At 65.9% G+C, this 17,508-nt stretch carries 19 protein-coding genes and 1 pseudogene; 11 read left to right on the top strand and 9 right to left on the bottom strand.

Annotated features, from left to right (window positions below):
* Positions 1–100: 100 nt before the first annotated feature.
* From ACP26O_RS09570 to ACP26O_RS09525, 10 genes are all read left to right on the top strand, one after another.
* Positions 101–1,012 (top strand): LysR family transcriptional regulator, encoded by a 912-nt coding sequence (locus tag ACP26O_RS09570; RefSeq protein ID WP_175660629.1) that lies wholly within the window; start codon positions 101–103, stop codon positions 1,010–1,012.
* A gap of 173 nt (positions 1,013–1,185) precedes the next feature.
* Positions 1,186–1,827 carry an RNA polymerase sigma factor gene (locus tag ACP26O_RS09565; protein ID WP_175664832.1) on the top strand — a complete coding sequence of 214 codons (642 nt, stop codon included), beginning with the start codon at positions 1,186–1,188 and terminating at the stop codon, positions 1,825–1,827.
* Entirely contained in the window at positions 1,817–2,716 is a 900-nt protein-coding gene (locus tag ACP26O_RS09560; RefSeq protein ID WP_175664831.1) for an anti-sigma factor family protein, read from the top strand. Before ACP26O_RS09565 ends, ACP26O_RS09560 begins: the two co-directional genes overlap by 11 nt.
* Positions 2,717–2,956: 240 nt before the next feature.
* Complete coding sequence (gene rpsF / locus ACP26O_RS09555; protein WP_006755436.1) at positions 2,957–3,331, top strand: 30S ribosomal protein S6; 375 nt, start codon at positions 2,957–2,959, stop codon at positions 3,329–3,331.
* Between the two features lie 40 nt (positions 3,332–3,371).
* On the top strand, positions 3,372–3,671 hold the full coding sequence (gene priB, locus ACP26O_RS09550; RefSeq protein WP_175664830.1) for a primosomal replication protein N: 300 nt from the start codon (positions 3,372–3,374) through the stop codon (positions 3,669–3,671).
* A gap of 4 nt (positions 3,672–3,675) precedes the next feature.
* Positions 3,676–3,951 (top strand): 30S ribosomal protein S18, encoded by a 276-nt coding sequence (gene rpsR / locus ACP26O_RS09545; protein WP_011657068.1) that lies wholly within the window; start codon positions 3,676–3,678, stop codon positions 3,949–3,951.
* Between the two features lie 27 nt (positions 3,952–3,978).
* The gene (gene rplI / locus ACP26O_RS09540; protein ID WP_006755438.1) at positions 3,979–4,431 is read left to right on the top strand and encodes a 50S ribosomal protein L9; all 453 of its coding nucleotides are present in this window, start codon (positions 3,979–3,981) and stop codon (positions 4,429–4,431) included.
* A 143-nt stretch (positions 4,432–4,574) separates the two neighbouring features.
* Entirely contained in the window at positions 4,575–5,957 is a 1,383-nt protein-coding gene (locus tag ACP26O_RS09535) for a replicative DNA helicase (protein ID WP_006755439.1), read from the top strand.
* Positions 5,958–6,095: 138 nt separating this feature from the next.
* The gene (locus ACP26O_RS09530; protein ID WP_006755440.1) at positions 6,096–6,722 is read left to right on the top strand and encodes a DUF47 domain-containing protein; all 627 of its coding nucleotides are present in this window, start codon (positions 6,096–6,098) and stop codon (positions 6,720–6,722) included.
* A 10-nt stretch (positions 6,723–6,732) separates the two neighbouring features.
* Positions 6,733–7,743, top strand: coding sequence for an inorganic phosphate transporter (locus ACP26O_RS09525; RefSeq protein ID WP_011657066.1), 1,011 nt, complete (start codon positions 6,733–6,735; stop codon positions 7,741–7,743).
* Between the two features lie 118 nt (positions 7,744–7,861).
* On the opposite strand, the gene ACP26O_RS09520 is transcribed toward ACP26O_RS09525, so the two are convergent.
* Together ACP26O_RS09520 and ACP26O_RS09515 are read right to left on the bottom strand one after the other, a co-directional pair.
* Complete coding sequence (locus ACP26O_RS09520; protein ID WP_175701279.1) at positions 7,862–8,926, bottom strand: C40 family peptidase; 1,065 nt, start codon at positions 8,924–8,926, stop codon at positions 7,862–7,864.
* A 239-nt stretch (positions 8,927–9,165) separates the two neighbouring features.
* Complete coding sequence (locus tag ACP26O_RS09515) at positions 9,166–10,986, bottom strand: PhoH family protein (RefSeq protein WP_175664828.1); 1,821 nt, start codon at positions 10,984–10,986, stop codon at positions 9,166–9,168.
* Between ACP26O_RS09515 and ACP26O_RS09510 the strand changes: the two are divergent.
* A pseudogene (locus tag ACP26O_RS09510) lies at positions 10,882–11,126 on the top strand (hypothetical protein); the annotation flags it as partial. The gene ACP26O_RS09515 and the pseudogene ACP26O_RS09510 sit on opposite strands and share 105 nt — an antisense overlap.
* 192 nt (positions 11,127–11,318) lie before the next feature.
* Here ACP26O_RS09510 and ACP26O_RS09505 read toward each other — a convergent pair.
* The 7 genes from ACP26O_RS09505 to ACP26O_RS09475 form a co-directional block, all read right to left on the bottom strand.
* Positions 11,319–11,780: a peroxiredoxin gene (locus ACP26O_RS09505; protein ID WP_175664827.1), complete on the bottom strand. Its 462-nt coding sequence runs from the start codon at positions 11,778–11,780 to the stop codon at positions 11,319–11,321.
* Positions 11,781–11,887: 107 nt separating this feature from the next.
* Positions 11,888–12,784 (bottom strand): polysaccharide deacetylase family protein, encoded by an 897-nt coding sequence (locus tag ACP26O_RS09500; RefSeq protein WP_011657062.1) that lies wholly within the window; start codon positions 12,782–12,784, stop codon positions 11,888–11,890.
* Between the two features lie 13 nt (positions 12,785–12,797).
* On the bottom strand, positions 12,798–13,850 hold the full coding sequence (locus ACP26O_RS09495) for a bifunctional UDP-4-keto-pentose/UDP-xylose synthase (protein WP_011657061.1): 1,053 nt from the start codon (positions 13,848–13,850) through the stop codon (positions 12,798–12,800).
* A complete protein-coding gene (locus ACP26O_RS09490) occupies positions 13,847–14,794 on the bottom strand; it encodes a formyltransferase (protein ID WP_175664826.1) in 948 nt (315 codons plus the stop codon). The genes ACP26O_RS09495 and ACP26O_RS09490 overlap by 4 nt, the downstream gene beginning before the upstream one ends.
* Positions 14,791–15,825: a glycosyltransferase gene (locus tag ACP26O_RS09485; protein ID WP_105834098.1), complete on the bottom strand. Its 1,035-nt coding sequence runs from the start codon at positions 15,823–15,825 to the stop codon at positions 14,791–14,793. The genes ACP26O_RS09490 and ACP26O_RS09485 overlap by 4 nt, the downstream gene beginning before the upstream one ends.
* Before the next feature lie 6 nt (positions 15,826–15,831).
* On the bottom strand, positions 15,832–16,983 hold the full coding sequence (locus ACP26O_RS09480; RefSeq protein ID WP_175660633.1) for a DegT/DnrJ/EryC1/StrS family aminotransferase: 1,152 nt from the start codon (positions 16,981–16,983) through the stop codon (positions 15,832–15,834).
* Between the two features lie 149 nt (positions 16,984–17,132).
* Positions 17,133–17,504, bottom strand: coding sequence for an SMR family transporter (locus ACP26O_RS09475; protein WP_011657057.1), 372 nt, complete (start codon positions 17,502–17,504; stop codon positions 17,133–17,135).
* Positions 17,505–17,508 lie beyond the last annotated feature (4 nt).

Raw genomic sequence — 17,508 nt, 5'->3', positions numbered from 1 at the left:
TGATAAGATCAGCCGAAGTCGCTTATTTCGAAACTAAAAGTATGGAATGACGGCCGGACGGGGCTTCCCGCCGGCGTCGACGCCGGGACGGAGACAGGAGATGGATCGTTTCAAGCAGATCGAGACGTTCGTGCGGGTCGCGGACGCGGGCAGCCTCGCGGCGGCGGCGCTCGAGGAAGGCGTGTCGCCGGTGGTGCTCGGGCGGCGCATCGACGCGCTCGAGAAGCGCCTCGGCGTGAAGCTGATGTACCGCTCGACGCGGCGGCTGGTGGTCAGCGAGGAGGGCGCCGCGTTCCTCGAGCGCTGCCGCGGGCTGCTGTCCGAATGGGATCAGGCCGAGAACGAGCTGGCCGCCGGGCGACGCGCGGTCAGCGGGCACCTGATCGTGTCCGCGCCGGCCGCGTTCGGCCGCAAGCACGTCGCGCCGCACGCACCCGGCTTCCTCGTCGACAAGCCGGAAATGCAGCTGTCGTTCAACCTGACCGATCGCGTCGTCGATCTGGTGCGCGAAGGCTACGACTTGTCGATCCGGATCGGCGGCTCGGTCGATCCGAACTTCGTCGCGGTGAAGCTCGCGTCGAACCGGCGCGTCGTGTGCGGCACGCCCGACTATTTCCGCCGCCACGGCCGGCCGAAGTCGCTGGACGACCTGCTCAAGCACAACTGTCTCGCATTCAACCTGCAGGGCGGGCAGAACCGCGGCTGGTATTTCCAGCGCCACGGCAAGATCGTCACGATGCGGGTGACCGGCAATCTCGACTGCAACGACGGCGAGCTGCTGCATCGCTGGGTGGCCGAGAGCCTCGGGCTCGGCTGGCGATCGACCTGGGAAATCGCCGCGCAGCTCGAGACGGGCGAACTCGAGACGGTGCTCGACGAATATGCGCTGCCGGACTACGACATCCTCGCGGTCTATCCGCAGCAGCGCTACGTGCCCGCGCGCGTGCGCTACTTCATCGACTACCTGCGCGAAGCGTATGCGCGGCCCGGCTACTGGAGCAGCACGCCGTAACGGGCGCGGCGGGCCCGGGCATTTTTTGCGCTTCACCGGCTTCATGCGGGAATAAACTCGATGCAGCGGCGGTAAGGTCATCGAGTGCGCGCGCTGCCGGTCTGTCCGGGCATCGGACGCGAGAACGGACGCAAGACGGGCGCGGTTTCGGCCGCCGGGACCAGGGAGGCCATGTGGGGCAAGCCGGACAGGCGGTCGACGAGCAGCCAGACGGCGACGCGATCGCGCGCGGCGAGCGGTTTCGCGCGCTCGTGCTGCCGCATCTCGACGCCGCGTACAACCTCGCACGCTGGCTGAGCGGCAATCCGGGCGATGCGGACGACGTCGTCCAGGACGCGTGCATGCGCGCGCTGCGCTTCGTCGACTCGTGTCGCGGCGACAACGCCCGGCCGTGGCTGCTGACGATCGTGCGCCACACCTGGTACACGGAGTGGCGCCGCCGCACCCACGCGCACGAGGTTGCACTGCCCGACACGCTCGACGACACGGAGGTGCCCGACGACTGGCAGCCGGCGCCGGGCGATCCGCTCGCGCAGCTGCTGCGCGGCGAGAACGTGCGGCTCGTGAACGCGGCGCTCGCGAAGCTGCCGCCCGAATACCGCGAGGTGCTGGTGCTGCGCGAGATGGAGGATTTGAGCTACCGCGAGATCGCGGCGATCGCCGACGTGCCGGTGGGCACGGTGATGTCGCGGCTCTCGCGCGGCCGGCGCCGGCTTGCCGCGCTGCTGGACGGCACGCAGGTGCCGCCGTCCGGACCCGTGTCGGGGCGTGCGTCGGCGAGCGGAACCGCATCGGAGGCGATCGATGGACTGTAACGAAGCGCGAGCCTTGCTGGACGCGGACGTCGACCGCGAGCTGTCGGCGCCCGATGCGTTGTGCGTCCAGCGGCATGTCGACGGGTGCGACGCGTGCCGCCGCGAACGCGAGCGGATCGTCGTGCTGGGGCGGGCCGTGCGGCAGGCCGATTATCACCGCGCGCCCGATGCGCTGCGGGCGAGCATCCTCGCGGCGCTGCCGGCGGCAGGCGGCGCGCGCGAGCGCGGGCCGGCCGCGGCGGCGCCGGAGCCTGATGCGGCACCGCGGCCGCGGCCTCGATCGGGCGGGCGCCGGTGGTTCTCGTGGCCGGCCGGACGCGGCGTATCGGCTCGCCCGGCCTCGGCCGGGCCGGGGCCGCGCGTCACGGCGGTGCCCGCGCTCGGCTGGGGCGTGGCGCTGGTGGTCGCGCTCGCGGCGGCGGCCGGGATGGCGCTGTCCGCCCGTCACGCCGCAACCGGCCAGATGGTCGACGAGCTGGTCGCGAGCCACGTGCGGGCCGGCCTGTCGGCGCGCGACATCGACGTGATCTCGACCGACCGGCATACCGTCAAGCCGTGGTTCAACGGCCGGCTCGACTATGCGCCGCCGGTCGAGGACCTGTCGGCGAGCGGCTTCCCGCTCGTGGGCGGCCGGCTCGACTACGTCGGGCGGCGCCGCGTCGCGGTGCTCGTGTACCGATACCGGCAGCACGTGATCGACGTGTACGTGCGGCCGGCGGGCGGCGGCGGGGAGGCGGCGCCGTACGCGACCGTGTCCCAAGGCTACGCGCTCGACCGCTGGGACGCGGCCGGGATGACCTGGTGGGCCGTGACCGACGCCGAGCCGTCGGCGCTGGCCGCGTTCAGGACGGCGCTCGACGCGCGGCTGGGCGGGGCGCGCGGCGAGTGACGGCGGGACGCGGCGCCGGCCCGTCACCCGCGCGTGAGGCTCCGTCCCCGATTCCGAGCGGGCGTGCGAGCCGCCGTTCGACCGTCGGCGCGGGTTCAAGTCTTTGAAAACATGGCCGAATCCGGTCCGGAATCGTCGATCGGTGTTGCATGCGCCCTGTATCCGGGTTAGAATCTTCGGCTTCTCACTTGCCACACCGGTTCAGACGCCCGGGTGGCTTCAATCCACAAGGAGTGTGTAATGCGTCATTACGAAATCGTATTCATCGTGCACCCCGATCAAAGCGAGCAAGTGCCCGCGATGATCGAGCGTTACAAGACCACGATCACGACGCACGGCGGCCAGATCCACCGTGTCGAAGACTGGGGCCGTCGCCAACTGGCCTACATGATCGAGAAACTCGCGAAGGCTCACTACGTCTGCATGAACATCGAGTGCGACCAGACGACGCTCGACGAACTCGAACACGCGTTCAAGTTCAACGACGCCGTGCTGCGCCACCTCATCGTCAAGATGAAGAAGGCCGAGACCGGCCCGTCGCCGATGATGAAGGAAGTTCAGCGCGAAGAAGCCAAGAAGGCGGCTGCTGCTCAGCCGACCGAAGCGCAGGCTTAAGTTCGTCATTCATTAAGCCATCAAGGAGCGCGCTACTCACGTGAACAGGTTGCAATTGACGGCGAGCGTCGTCGAACGCGCACCGGTGCGATATACGCCGGCAGGTGTTCCGATCGCAAGCGCCACGTTGCACCACCGCACGGAAGTCGTCGAAGCAGGCATTTCCCGTCAGGTCGAAATGACGATCGAGGCGGTGGCGGCCGGTGAGGCGAGCGGCAGGCTGGAAAGTCGTGAAATGGGCGTCGAAACGCTGTTCACGGGCTTCCTGGCAAAGAAAAGCCGCAACGCGAGAACCTTGGTGTTTCACATCACAGCATTGCAGGACATTGGAAAGGACTGAAATCATGCCCCGCCCGACTGGTAAGAAATTCGACAAGCGTCGTCAGCAACAAAACCCGCTCTTCAAGCGCAAGAAGTTCTGCCGTTTCACGGCAGCCGGCGTCGACCAGATCGACTACAAGGACACGGAAACGCTGAAGGACTTCATCGGCGAAAACGGCAAGATCACGCCGGCTCGTCTGACGGGTACGAAGGCGCACTATCAGCGTCAGCTGGATACGGCCATCAAGCGTGCGCGTTTCCTCGCGCTGCTGCCGTACACCGATCAGCACAAGGCGTAATCAGGCGACGCAATAAGGAGAATTCGAATGCAAATCATTCTGTTGGAAAAAGTCGCCAATCTGGGTAACCTCGGCGACATCGTCAAGGTCAAGGACGGTTACGCTCGCAACTTCCTGATCCCGAACCGCAAGGCTCGCCGTGCAACGAAGGAAGCGATCGCCGAATTCGAAGTTCGCCGCGCTGAACTCGAAAAGGTCGCCGCCGAGAAGCTGGCAGCGTCGCAGGCAGTCGGCGAGAAGCTGAACGGCCAGTCGTTCGAAATCACGCAGAAGTCGGGCGTTGACGGCCGTCTGTTCGGCTCGGTCACGAACGGCGACATCGCGGAACTGCTGAAGAAGGCAGGCTACGAAGTCGAGAAGCTGCAAGTTCGCATGCCGGAAGGCCCGCTGAAGATGATCGGCGAGCACACGGTTCAGGTCGCGCTGCATACGGACGTCGTCGTCGACGTCACGATCAACGTGATCGGCGACCACGCGTAAGCGTCGTACGCAAGCTTCCCGGGCGGCTTCCGCTGTCCGGACAAGGGCAGGCGCCCGGGCAACCGGGGCCTGCCTTTTTTATTGCCTGTTCGTCGGGGCCCGTCTCTAGCAACGTCGTAGGTTATTCGCGATAATCCCAACCCATGAACGCGCCGCAAGATCCTCAAATCGAATCGCTGAAAGTCCCGCCGCACTCGGTCGAAGCCGAGCAGTCGGTGCTCGGCGGCCTGTTGCTCGACAACGCGGCATGGGACCGGATAGCCGACTTCCTGTCGCAGGGCGACTTCTATCGCTACGACCACCGGATCATCTACGAGCACATCGGCCGGCTGATCGCGTCGACGCGCCCGGCCGACGTCGTGACCGTGTACGAAGCGCTGACCACGTCCGGCAAGGCCGACGACGTCGGCGGCCTCGCGTACCTGAACGCACTCGCGCAGAACACGCCGAGCGCGGCTAACATCCGCCGCTATGCGGAAATCGTGCGCGACCGCGCGGTGCTGCGCCGGCTCGTGTCGGTCGCCGACGAAATCTCGGCCGATGCGTTCAATCCGCAGGGCAAGGAAGTCCGCCAGCTGCTGGACGAAGCCGAATCGAAGGTGTTCTCGATCGCGGAAGAAGGCGCGCGCGGCAACCAGGGCTTCCTCGAGATCGGCCCGCTGCTCACGCAGGTCGTCGAGCGCATCGACACGCTGTACCACACCGCGAATCCGAGCGACGTCACGGGCACGCCGACGGGTTTCGTCGACCTCGACCGGATGACGTCCGGGATGCACGGCGGTGAGTTGATCATCGTCGCAGGGCGCCCGTCGATGGGTAAGACGGCGTTCTCGATGAACATCGGCGAATACGTCGCGGTCGAGTACGGGCTGCCGGTCGCGGTGTTCTCGATGGAAATGCCGGGCACCCAGCTCGTGATGCGTATGCTCGGCTCGATCGGCCGGCTCGACCAGCACCGGATGCGTACGGGCCGCCTGACCGACGAGGACTGGCCGAAACTGACGCACGCGGTGCAGAAGATGAGCGAGGCGCAGCTCTTCATCGACGAGACGGGCGGCCTGAACCCGATGGAATTGCGCTCGCGCGCACGGCGTCTCGCCCGGCAATGCGGCAAGCTCGGCCTGATCATCGTCGACTACCTGCAGCTGATGTCGGGTTCGTCGCAGGGCGAGAACCGCGCGACCGAAATCTCGGAAATCTCGCGATCGCTGAAGAGTCTGGCAAAGGAGCTGGACGTGCCGGTGATCGCGTTGTCGCAGCTGAACCGCGGCCTCGAACAGCGTCCGAACAAGCGTCCGGTGATGTCCGATTTGCGCGAATCGGGCGCAATCGAACAGGATGCGGACGTGATCCTGTTCATTTATCGCGACGAAGTCTACAACCCGGACAGCCCCGACAAGGGCACGGCCGAAATCATCATCGGCAAGCAGCGTAACGGTCCGATCGGCCCCGTTCGGCTCACGTTCCTGGGGCAATTCACGAAGTTCGACAACTTTGCAGGGGCGCAGACCTTCTACGGCGAGTGACGCCGGATGTAAAGCCCTAAATCGCCAAGCGTTGTATCCAATCCCGCCGTGCGCATATGCGCGCGGCGCGGCCCGACCGGAAACGGTACAATGTCGCCCGTTTTCGTGACAGTAGTTTGACAATCTCTCAGGAATCCCATGTTCGGTCGATTCATGCCCACCGAGGGCAAGTTCTTTGAACTCTTCAACGCGCACGCGAAGCACATCGTTTCCGGTGGCCGCGAGCTCGAACTGCTGATCGACAATCTCGCCGACGCCGAGATTCACAAGCAAAACGTGCAAATTGCCGAGAAGGCCGCTGACAAGCTGACGCACGAAGCGATCGATCTGCTGCACAAGACCTTCATCACGCCGCTCGATCGCGACGAGATCCACAAGCTGATCACGACGATGGACGACATCCTCGACCTGATGGAAGACGTCGCGACGGCCGTGTCGCTGTACGACGTGCGCTCCGTCACGTCCGAGGCGAGCCAGCTCGCGCACATCGTCACGCAGTCGGCCCAGCACGTGCAGCAGGCCGTCGGCATGCTGTCCGACATGAAGCAGTCGGCGCAGATCCTCAAGCAATGCGAAGAGATCGACCGCTGGGAGTCGGAGGCCGATCGCGTGCTGCGCTCGGCGATGTCGAAGCTGTTCCGCGAGGAAGACGACGTGAAGACGCTCATCAAGCTGAAGGCGATCTACGAGCTGCTCGAGGAGATCACCGACAAGTGCGAGGACGTCGCGAACATCATCGAAGGCATCGTGCTGGAAAACGCCTGAGCGGACCACGATGCATTCGATACAACTCGCCCTATGGATGGTCGCGACGCTGGTGCTCGTCGCGCTCGTATTCGACTTCATGAACGGCTTCCACGATGCGGCGAACTCGATCGCCACCGTGGTGTCCACCGGGGTGCTGAAGCCCCAGCAGGCCGTCGTGTTCGCGGCCGCGTTCAACGTCATCGCGTATTTCATCTTCCACCTGAAGGTGGCACAGACGGTCGGCAAAGGCACGATCGATCCGGAGATCGTTGACCACTACGTCGTGTTCGGCGCGCTGATCGGCGCGATCGGCTGGAACGTGATCACGTGGTACTACGGGATCCCGTCGAGTTCGTCGCACGCGCTGATCGGCGGCCTCGTCGGCTCGGCGCTCGCGAAGTCGGGCTGGAGCGCGCTGAACATCGATGGCCTGATGAAGACCGTCGCGTTCATCTTCATTTCGCCGCTGCTCGGCTTCATTCTCGGTTCGCTGTTCATGCTCGGCGTGTCGTGGCTGTATTTCCGCACCGCGCCAAGCAAGGTCGACCGGCGCTTCCGGCGGTTCCAGCTGCTGTCGGCCGGCCTGTACAGCCTGGGTCACGGCGGCAACGACGCACAGAAGACGATCGGCATCATCTGGATGCTGCTGATCGCGTCGGGCTATGCGTCGGCGACGGCCGATGCACCGCCTGCGTGGGTGATCGGCGCGTGCTACCTGTCGATGGGCCTCGGCACGCTGTTCGGCGGCTGGCGCATCGTGCGCACGATGGGCCAGAAGATCACGAAGCTCAAGCCGGTCGGCGGTTTCTGTGCCGAAAGCGGCGGGGCGATCACGCTGTTCATCGCGTCGTTCCTCGGTATTCCGGTGTCGACCACGCACACGATCACCGGTGCGATCGTCGGTGTCGGCGCGACGCAGAAGCTGTCGGCCGTGCGCTGGGGCGTTGCCGGCAACATCGTGTGGGCATGGGTGCTGACGATTCCGGCATCCGCGCTGATCGCGGCCGGCGGATGGTGGGTCGGGCACCAGATCTTCTGATTTCGACGCTGCCGCCTCGACACGAAATGCGCCGCCAACCGAAAGGTTGCGGCGCATTTTCTTTGGTGGTCGGGAAAAGTGCGGCGAAGGACGCGGTTGCCGCCGACGATGACGCGGGTCAGTAACTGCCGTTCGCGAAGCGGGCGATCGGATCGTCCGCGGTGCCGGTGCGCGCGCTGACGGGCGCGGATTGCGTCGACGCACGCCACACCTGCGCGGGCTCGATGGCGCGCGGCGACGGCGCGGCGGCGGGCGGCGGTTCGTCGTCGAACGCGGCCGCCTGGGCGGCGGTCAGCGCCGTCGTCGGAATCTGCGTGCCGACCTCTGCCGGGACGGCCGTCGCTGCATTCACGGTCGGGGCGCTCATGTCGCCGCTCGTGGAGCTTGCCTGCTGCCGGGCGGCCTGCATGCGCGACGGCGGCGGTTCGTACGGATCGGCGGCAGGCGCGGCTGCCGGCGCCACCGCGGCGGTCGATACGACGGCCGCGGCTGGCGCGACCGGAGCGGGAGACGGGGCCGCGCTGGCTTGCGCAGCGGCATAGGCGGGCTGCCGTGGCGCGGGTGCGGTCACGACAGCGGCCGGTGCGGCCGGCGGCGCGTCGCGCCGTGCCTCGTAGGTCGGCGAATCGAACGGTGCCGATGTGCCGCGCGGCGGCGCGACACGGCGAATGCCGTCGAAGCGCTTCGCCCAGTACGGGTTCGTCAAATAATCGAGCCGCACGGTGCCGCCGGTCGACGGCGCGTTGACGAAGCGCAGCTTGCCGACATAGATGCCGACGTGCGAATGCGGGCGTCCGGTCGTATTGAAGAAGATCAGGTCGCCCGGCGCGACCTGCTCGGGATCGATCGATACACCGCGGCTGCTCATGTCGGCGGTCGTGCGCGGCAGGTTCACGTCGGCCGCGCGGCCGATCACGTAGCGCACGAGCCCGCTGCAGTCGAAACCGCTCGTCGGCGTGTTGCCGCCCCAGCGATACGGCACGCCGACGAGGCTCATCGCCTGGATCGAGATTTCTTCCTGGCCGACGCTGTGATCGACGAATTTCGGGAAATTGGCGGGCGGCGGGAACGCGCGCGGGGTCGTGATCTTCATGCCGGAGGTGCGCGATGCCGACTGCGGCGGCACGCTGGAGCAGGCCGCGAGCAGTGAAACGACGGCGACGGGAACCCAGATTCGAAGCATGAGAAGGCGGACGAGCGCGACGCGCTCGCCAATCGTATGACAACAGACAGACCCGATGGTAGACGTTCCGGCGGGGCTTAGGCAACCATTCCTGAGAATTTACTTGAAGTTTCGCGCGTAAGTGAGGTTGTTCCGTTACGAAGCGTGACCAACGATTTCGACCCCAAAAATAAAAACGGCGCTCCGGAAACGGAGCGCCGCGTGGCGTCGACGGCCGGCGAAAGCCGGCGTGTCGTGCGTTACAGGATGTCCGACGCGTAGTCGGCGAGCCGCGAGCGTTCGCCGCGCGCGAGCGTCACGTGGCCACTGTGGCCCCAGCCCTTGAAGCGGTCGACGACGTAGGTCAGGCCCGAGCTGCCTTCGGTCAGGTAAGGCGTGTCGATCTGCGCGATGTTGCCGAGGCACACGATCTTCGTGCCGGGGCCCGCGCGCGTCACGAGCGTCTTCATCTGCTTCGGCGTCAGGTTCTGCGCTTCGTCGATGATCAGGTACTTGTCGACGAACGTGCGGCCGCGCATGAAGTTCATGCTCTTCACCTTCAGGCGCGAACGGATCAGCTCCTGCGTCGCCGCACGGCCCCATTCGCCGGCCGCGTCGTCGGTCTTCTGCAGCACCTCGAGGTTGTCGTCGAATGCACCCATCCACGGCTGCATCTTCTCTTCCTCGGTGCCGGGCAGGAAACCGATGTCCTCGCCGACGGGCACGGTCGCGCGCGTCACGATGATCTCGTTGTAGCGCTTGTCGTCGAGCACCTGCGCGAGGCCGGCCGCGAGCGCGACGAGCGTCTTGCCGGTGCCGGCCTGGCCAAGCAGCGTGACGAAGTCGATCTCGGGGTTCATCAGCAGGTTCAGCGCGAAATTCTGCTCGCGGTTGCGCGCGGTGATGCCCCACACGTTGTTCTTGTGGTGGCTGTAGTCGCGCAGCGTCTGCAGCAGCGCCGTCTTGCCGTTCAGTTCGCGGACGATCGCATGGAACGTCGGCTCGCCGTTCTGCGGCTCGAGATAGACGAACTCGTTGACGAGCATCGACGCGACGAGCGGGCCGGTCACGCGGTAATACGTGGTGCCCGTCTTCGTGTCCTGCCAGCTCTCCATGCCCTTCGCATGCTTGGTCCAGAAATCCTGCGGCAGCTCGCGCACGCCGTTGTAGAGGAGATCCTTGTCCTCGAGGACCTGGTCGTTGAAGTAGTCTTCAGCGGGCAGGCCGAGCGCGTGCGCCTTGATCCGCATGTTGATGTCTTTCGACACCAGCACGACCTGGCGGTCCGGCCGGTCGCGCTGCAGCGCGCGCACGACGCCGAGGATCTGGTTGTCGGCCTTGCCTTCGGGCAGGCCTTCGATCGGCGCGATGTCCGCGAGCTTCGTCTGGAAGTACAGGCGGCCGAGTGCCTCGCGGCTGCCGAGGCGCGACAGCGGAATGCCGGCCGAGATAGGGCCGCCGTCGGCGACCAGCGAGTCGAGCGTGCGGCTCACCTGACGCGCGTTGCGCGCGACTTCGGACATCCCCTTCTTGTGGTTGTCGAGTTCCTCGAGCGTCATCATCGGCAGATAGACGTCGTGTTCCTCGAAGCGGAAGAGGCTGCTCGGGTCGTGCATCAGCACGTTGGTGTCGAGCACGAACAGCTTCTGCAGTTCGGCTTCGGCCGGCTTGCGGCTGCGCGACTTCGTCGCGGCGCCGGCATCGCGCGCGGGCGCCGCGGACGGTTTGCCGGCGGCCGGCTTGTCGTTGCGTGCAACGACCGGCGCGGCGGGTGCCGCGGGTGCCGCCGGTACGGCCGGCGCCAGCATCGGTTGCAGCAACGCGGCCGTCTGCCGGGACTTGCGGCCGCGTGCGGGCGTGCTTGCGGTATCGTGCTCCGACGACGCGACGGCGCGCAGCGGTGCGGTCGTGTTCGCGGCTTCGGTCATCGGTTGGGCCACGCTGGCCGGACCGTAGTCACCGGCTGTGGATGCGTCCCCTTCGGCGGATTTCTTCGCGGCTTTCGCGGGCCGCGCTTTCGCCTTGTATTCGTCGGGCGGCAGCAGGCTGCCGAGCTTGCTGGGGGGGGTAGGCAAAGGCATGGTGTCCCTCGGGAGGAATCGTGTCGCATGAAGTGCGCCGCTGATCGCATCCTGCGTGACGTAGACGCATGCAGTTTGCGCGCGGTGGCGCACAGGAATTTCGTCGAGCCGGTTCGCCTAAGTGTCGGTCAACTCCTTGACGAGATGACGGCCGGACCGAGAGCCGGCACGCAGTCCATAAAAAAAGCCGCTGCCCCGTGGACCGGGACATGCGGCTCGGCTGATACCGTCGTGATGCGCGTCAGGTGCCGGCAAGCAACGCAACGGGCACCGGCGCAGCTACGAGAAATATGGGGCGAACTGGCATTCATTGCGGCCCAATATAGCGCGGCTCAAAGCGCTTGTACAGCACTTAGCACGTCGTCCACGTGGCCGGGCACCTTGACGCCGCGCCATGCCTGGCGGAGCACGCCGTCGGCGTCGATCAGGAACGTCGAGCGCTCGATTCCGCGCACTTCCTTGCCATACATTTTCTTCATCTTGATGACATCGAACAGCGCGCACAGCGCTTCGTCGGCATCGGAAATCAGCGGAAACGGCAGCTCGAGCTTTGCCTTGAAATTGTCATGCGAGCGCAGGCTGTCGCGCGACACGCCGATGACTTCGGCGCCAGCCTTCTTGAACTTCGGATAAAGATCGCGGAACTGCAGGCCTTCGGTCGTGCAGCCCGGCGTGTTGTCCTTCGGATAGAAATACAGGACGAGCTTCTTGCCCTTCAGGCCGGACAGCGAAATGTCGCCACCCGTGGCCGGTGCGGTGAAATCGGGAACTTGACGGTCAACTTCGACGGACACGTGTTTCTCCTGTTGTTATGGAAAGCGCCGCTCGGGCGGCGCGGTTCGGCGGGGGCGCTGCGGCACGCCGCGAGGGCGGGGCGGGCGGTGCCGGCGCACGCGCACGCTCAGTCGGGCTGGACGATCAGTTCGCCGGAGCGGCCGGGGATTTCGCCCCACGTGACAGGGTACGATGGCAGCGAGTCGCGGTCCAGCGTCGCGTGGTAGTCGCCCATCGTCGCAAACGTATGGCCCTGCGCGCGCCAGCCGGCAAGCAGCTGTTCGAACACCGGCGCGAGCTTCTGGCCTTCCAGTTCCGCGTGCAGCGTGAATACCTGGTCGTGCGGATTGGCTTGCGTGAACTTCAGGATGTGCGCGGCGACGTTGTGCGTGTCGATGCCGTCGATGCCGAGCACTTCGTCGAGCGTCGGCAGCGTGGTCGGCATCTGCACGTGCGACAGCGTGCGGCCGCCGACCACCGGCAGGTACGGCGAATGGCCCCGGCCGTCGGATGCGTAGCGCATCCCCCATGCGTCGATCTGCTCGAATGCGGCATCGTTCATCTGCCAGCCGGCCGCGCCGTGCGTGACGGGCGGTGCGCCGAAGATGTCGATGAAGCGCGCGTGGCTCTTCTGCATTTCACGCGCGGTCCAGTCGCGATCGCGCACGCGCACGTTGTCCTGCCAGTACACGTGATCCCACGTATGGATCCCGCATTCGAAGCCGGCCTCGTGGATCGCGCGCATGTCGGCGATCGCACGGCGGCCGATGTCGGGGCCCGGCAGCAGCACGCCGTACATCAGCTGCTTCACGCCGTAATGCTCGACCACCGACGTGCGCGACACCTTCTTCAGGAAGCCGGGGCGGAACACGCGCCGCAGCGCCCAGCCCGTGTGATCGGGCCCGAGGCTGAAGAGGAAGGTCGCGCGCGCACTGAAGCGGTCGAAGATGCGCGCGAGGTTCGGCACGCCTTCGCGCGTGCCGCGCAGCGTGTCGACGTCGATCTTGAGGACGATACGAGCCAAGCGAGCGTCCCGGTCAGTTCTGCTCGACCAGCGCGCGCGCGTCGGCGACATGGCCGCGATACGCTTCGAAGATCTTGCGCAGTGCGTCGTCGAACGTCGATTGCGGCGCCCACGCGAGTTCCTGCATCGTGTTGTCGATCTTCGGCACGCGGTTCTGCACGTCTTGATAGCCGTTGCCGTAGTAGGCGCCCGACGTCGTTTCGACGAGCTGCACCTGCTTCGCGGAGCCGGCGTATTCCGGGTATTCGGCGGCCAGTTCGAGCATCTTGTGCGCGAGCTCGCGAACCGAGAAGTTATTCTTCGGATTCCCGATGTTGTAGATCTTGCCCGACGCGACGCCGTTCTTGTTGTCGATGATCTTCATCAGCGCGCTGATGCCGTCGTCGATGTCGGTGAACGCGCGCTTCTGCGAGCCGCCGTCGACGAGGCTGATGTTCTCGCCGCGCACGATGTGGCCGAGGAACTGCGTGACGACGCGCGAGCTGCCTTCCTTCGGCGTGTAGATCGAGTCGAGGCCCGGGCCGATCCAGTTGAACGGGCGGAACAGCGTGAAGTTCAGGCCTTCCATCCCGTAGCCCCAGATCACGCGGTCCATCAGCTGCTTCGAGCACGCGTAGATCCAGCGCGGCTTGTTGATCGGGCCGTAGGTGAGCGCCGATGCGTCCGGATCGAACTCTTCGTCCGAGCACATGCCGTAGACCTCGGAGGTCGACGGAAACACGAGGTGCTTGCCGTACTTGACGGCCGAACGCACGATCGGCAGGTTCGCCTCGAAGTCGAGCTCGAACACGCGCAGCGGCTGCTTGACGTAGGTCGCGGGCGTTGCGATCGCCACGAGCGGCAGGATCACGTCGCACTTCTTCACGTGATACTCGACCCACTCCTTGTTGATCGTGATGTCGCCTTCGAAGAAGTGCATCCGCTCGTGGTTGACGAGGTCGCCCAGCCGATCGGTCTGCATGTCCATGCCGAACACTTCCCAATCGGTGGTTTCAAGAATGCGCTTCGACAGGTGATGGCCGATGAAGCCGTTCACACCCAGGATCAGGACTTTTTTTGCTTTCATGAATGACGGGAAGAATGAATGAACTGCGCGAATTCCGCGGGCGTCACGACGGTTTCGCTGCCGTCGCGCTGCTGCCACAGCTCGAGAATGGATAGGGCGCGGCTGTCGCCGCAGACGCCGAATAGCGCATTATCGCTTACGTGCAGGCCGCGCGGCAAATCTGCCGCCGCCACGGCGGCCGCGCTGCCGGGCGCCGCGAGGCGCGCGCGGGCGATCACGAAGCGCGTGCCGCTGACGTCGGTGAATGCGCCCGGATACGGGGGCGCGACCGCGCGCACCAGGTTGTAGACCTGCGCGGCCGGCTTCGACCAGTCGATGCGGCCGTCCTCCGGCTTGCGGCCGCCGTAGTAGCTGCCGTTCACGAGCTCGTTCGGCAGGTGCGGCGCCTCGCCCGCGAGCAGCGCGGGCAGCACGCGCCAGAGCGTCTGCTCGGCGGCCACCGTCACCTTGTCGAACACTTGCGCGGCCGTGTCGTCCGGCAGGATCGGCACCGCGGTCTGGCCGATGATCGCGCCGGCGTCCGGTTTCGCGGCCATCTCGTGCAGCGTCGCACCGGTGTCCGTTTCGCCGTTCAGCACGGCCCAATTGGTCGGTACCCGACCCCGGTATTTCGGCAGCAGCGAACCGTGCATGTTGTACGCGCCGCGCGGCGCGATCGCGAGCAGGTCCACCGGCAGCATGTGGCGGTAATAGAACGAGAAGATGAAGTCCGGCTGCGCGTCGGACACCGCGCGGCGCAGTGCCGGGTCGGTGGGGTCGGCCGGCGTGGCGACGGGAATCCCGTGCTCGGCGGCAACCGATGCGACGCTGCCGAACCAGATGTTCTCGTTCGGGTTGTCCTCGTGCGTGACGACGAGCGCGACGTCGACGCCGCGTGCCAGCAGCACCTGCAGGCAGCGCACGCCGACGTTGTGATACGCGAAGACGACGGCGCGCGGCTTCATTGCGCGGCCTCCGAGCGGTTCATGCCCGGCACCGCCGGGATGCCGTCGTGCTGTTCGAGCACGGCCTGGATCAGGTAGCGCGGCCGCGCACGCACCTGCTGGTAGATGCGGCCGACGTATTCGCCGAGCAGGCCGAGCGCGAAGATGATCACGCCGAGCAGGAAGAACGTGATCGCGAACAGCGTGAACACGCCTTGCACTTCCGCGCCGACGATGAAGCGGCGCACGAGCAGCAGCACGAACAGTGCGGCTGAGCCGAGCGACAGGATCACGCCGATGAACGACAGCCACTGCAGCGGCACGACCGAGAAGCCCGTCACGAGGTCGAAGTTCAGCCGGATCAGGCTGTACAGCGAGTACTTCGACTCGCCCGCGAAGCGCTCCTCGTGCGCGACCTCGATTTCGGTCGGGTTCTGCGCGAACGTGTAGGCGAGCGCGGGGATGAACGTGTTGACTTCGCCGCACACGTTGATCGTGTCGATGATGCGGCGGCTGTACGCGCGCAGCATGCAGCCCTGGTCGGTCATCTTGATCCGCGTGATGCGCTCGCGCAGCCGGTTCATCATCTGCGACGCCTTGCGCCGCCACAGGCTGTCCTGACGCTGCTTGCGGATCGAGCCGACGTAGTCGTAGCCCGCGCGCATCTTCTCGATCAGCTTGCCGATTTCCTCCGGCGGGTTCTGCAGGTCGGCATCGAGCGTGATGACGATGTCGCCGCGCGACTGCGCGAAGCCGGCGAGGATCGCCATGTGCTGACCGTAGTTGCCGTTGAGCAGCACGACGCGCGTCGTGTCGGGACGCACGTGGAACTGGTCCGCGAGCATCGCGGCCGAGCGGTCGCGGCTGCCGTCGTTGATCAGGATCACTTCGTACGACGTGCCGAGTGCGTCGAGTGCCGGGTAGAGCCGCGCGAACAGCGCAGCCAGGCCCTCTTCCTCGTTGTACACGGGGATGATGACCGATACCTCCGGGTTCGCGGCGCCCGGATGCCCGGCGCCCGGATGCCCGGCGCGTGCTTCAAGGTGATTCATGTACGCTTATTTTCCGTATTGATCGCAAATCTGGTTGATGGCGTCGGCCACGCGACGCACGTCGTCTTCGGTCATCTGCGTGAAGAGCGGCAGCGTGACGGTCGACGCGCCGTATCGTTCGGCGTGGGGGAACATGCCCTCCTTGAAGCCGCGCGCACGATACAGCGTGAAAAGATGGACGGCCGGGTAGTGGACGCCCGTGCCGATCCCGCGTTCCTTCATCTGCGCCATGAAATCGGCGCGCGAGATCGACAAGCGCTCGAGCGGCAGCGTGACCTGGAACATGTGCCAGTTGCTGTTCTCGAAATCGGCGACGGGCAGGCCGAGGCCGAGCTTCACGGCCGGGCCGTCGCCGAGCGCGGCGAAATACGCGCGCGCGAGCGCACGGCGCTGCGCGGTGAAGCGCTCGAGGTGCGGCAGCTGGCCGAGACCGACCCGCGCGGCGACGTCGGTCAGGTTGTACTTGCCGCCGAGCACGTCGCAGTCCATCCCGTCCAGGCCGGTGCGCGTGATGCCCTGCAGCCGGTACTTCTGCGCGAGCGTCGCCTCGTCCTCGTCGTTCAGCACCAGCGCGCCGCCTTCGATCGTCGTCAGGTTCTTGTTCGCGTGGAAGCTGAACGACACGATGTCGCCGAACGCGCCGATGCGCTTGCCGTGCCACGTCGAGCCGAGCGCCTGCGCGGCGTCCTCGATCACGCGCAGGCTGTGTGCGCGCGCGATCGCGTACAGGCGGTCCATGTCGACCGGCAGGCCGGCCAGGTAGACCGGGATGATCGCCTTGGTGCGCGGCGTGATCGCCTGCTCGAGCTTGTCGAGGTCGATGTTGCGCGTGACCGGGTCGATGTCGGCGAACACGGGCGTCGCGCCGGTCTCGAGAATCACGTTGCTGGTCGACACCCACGTGGCCGGCGTCGTGATCACCTCGTCGCCGGGGCCGACGCCTGCGATGCGCAGGCCGATCTCGAGCGTGCAGGTGCCCGAATTGAACGCGCGGACCGGACGGCCGCCGCAATACTCGGACAGCGCGGCTTCGAATTTCTGGCTTTGCGGGCCGGTGGTGATCCAGCCCGAGCGCAGCACTTCGACGACGCCCTGGATGGTTTCCTCATCGATCTCGGGGCGGGTGAACGGCAGAAACGGAGCGGTAGTCTGGCTCATGAACACATTAGCCTGTAATGGCGTGTAATAAAGGGGTCGGGCGGTCCGGCCCGAAACCGGCATTAAACACCGGTTGGCGGATTCGTACCGTGATTTTTTGTAGGCGGACGCTTAATGCGCGTGAGTGCATCCGGGCCCGCCGGGCACGCTCAACTGCGCGCGAGCACGAGCACGCCGATCAGGATGATGCCGATCCCGACGAGCCGCTGGACCGACAGCACTTCGCCGAACAGGTACCACGCTGCGAAGGCGTTGACCACGTAGCCGAGCGACAGCATCGGATACGCGATCGACACGTCGACCCGCGACAGCCCGACAATCCACACGACGACGCTCAGCACGTAGCAGGCGAGGCCGCCGATGATCGGCAGCTGGGTCGCGATCTTCAGCCCGACCGGGATGATGTTCGCGCGGCTGAATTCGAAGTGTCCAACTGCGTTGACGCCGGCTTTCAGCAGAAGTTGCGCACAGGCGTTGAGCATCACGCCGGTGACGATGCAGACGAGCGAAACGGGATTCATGCGG

It is taken from the genome of Burkholderia sp. R-40, assembly GCF_049942845.1.
In the GTDB taxonomy this organism is placed as follows: Bacteria; Pseudomonadota; Gammaproteobacteria; order Burkholderiales; family Burkholderiaceae; genus Burkholderia; species Burkholderia ambifaria.
Note: the sequence above shows the minus strand (reverse complement) of the source record. Positions and strands in the feature narration are given on the sequence as shown.

Bases quoted from the DNA above. Each gene is read 5' to 3' on its own strand.
- ACP26O_RS09570 (WP_175660629.1), top strand. From the start codon at position 101: ATGGATCGTTTCAAGCAGATCGAGACGTTCGTGCGGGTCGCGGACGCG.
- ACP26O_RS09560 (WP_175664831.1), top strand. From the start codon at position 1,817: ATGGACTGTAACGAAGCGCGAGCCTTGCTGGACGCGGACGTCGACCGC.
- rpsF (WP_006755436.1), top strand. From the start codon at position 2,957: ATGCGTCATTACGAAATCGTATTCATCGTGCACCCCGATCAAAGCGAG.
- rpsR (WP_011657068.1), top strand. From the start codon at position 3,676: ATGCCCCGCCCGACTGGTAAGAAATTCGACAAGCGTCGTCAGCAACAA.
- rplI (WP_006755438.1), top strand. From the start codon at position 3,979: ATGCAAATCATTCTGTTGGAAAAAGTCGCCAATCTGGGTAACCTCGGC.
- ACP26O_RS09535 (WP_006755439.1), top strand. From the start codon at position 4,575: ATGAACGCGCCGCAAGATCCTCAAATCGAATCGCTGAAAGTCCCGCCG.
- ACP26O_RS09530 (WP_006755440.1), top strand. From the start codon at position 6,096: ATGTTCGGTCGATTCATGCCCACCGAGGGCAAGTTCTTTGAACTCTTC.
- ACP26O_RS09525 (WP_011657066.1), top strand. From the start codon at position 6,733: ATGCATTCGATACAACTCGCCCTATGGATGGTCGCGACGCTGGTGCTC.
- ACP26O_RS09520 (WP_175701279.1), bottom strand. From the start codon at position 8,926: ATGCTTCGAATCTGGGTTCCCGTCGCCGTCGTTTCACTGCTCGCGGCC.
- ACP26O_RS09515 (WP_175664828.1), bottom strand. From the start codon at position 10,986: ATGCCTTTGCCTACCCCCCCCAGCAAGCTCGGCAGCCTGCTGCCGCCC.
- ACP26O_RS09495 (WP_011657061.1), bottom strand. From the start codon at position 13,850: ATGAAAGCAAAAAAAGTCCTGATCCTGGGTGTGAACGGCTTCATCGGC.
- ACP26O_RS09490 (WP_175664826.1), bottom strand. From the start codon at position 14,794: ATGAAGCCGCGCGCCGTCGTCTTCGCGTATCACAACGTCGGCGTGCGC.
- ACP26O_RS09485 (WP_105834098.1), bottom strand. From the start codon at position 15,825: ATGAATCACCTTGAAGCACGCGCCGGGCATCCGGGCGCCGGGCATCCG.
- ACP26O_RS09480 (WP_175660633.1), bottom strand. From the start codon at position 16,983: ATGAGCCAGACTACCGCTCCGTTTCTGCCGTTCACCCGCCCCGAGATC.
- ACP26O_RS09475 (WP_011657057.1), bottom strand. From the start codon at position 17,504: ATGAATCCCGTTTCGCTCGTCTGCATCGTCACCGGCGTGATGCTCAAC.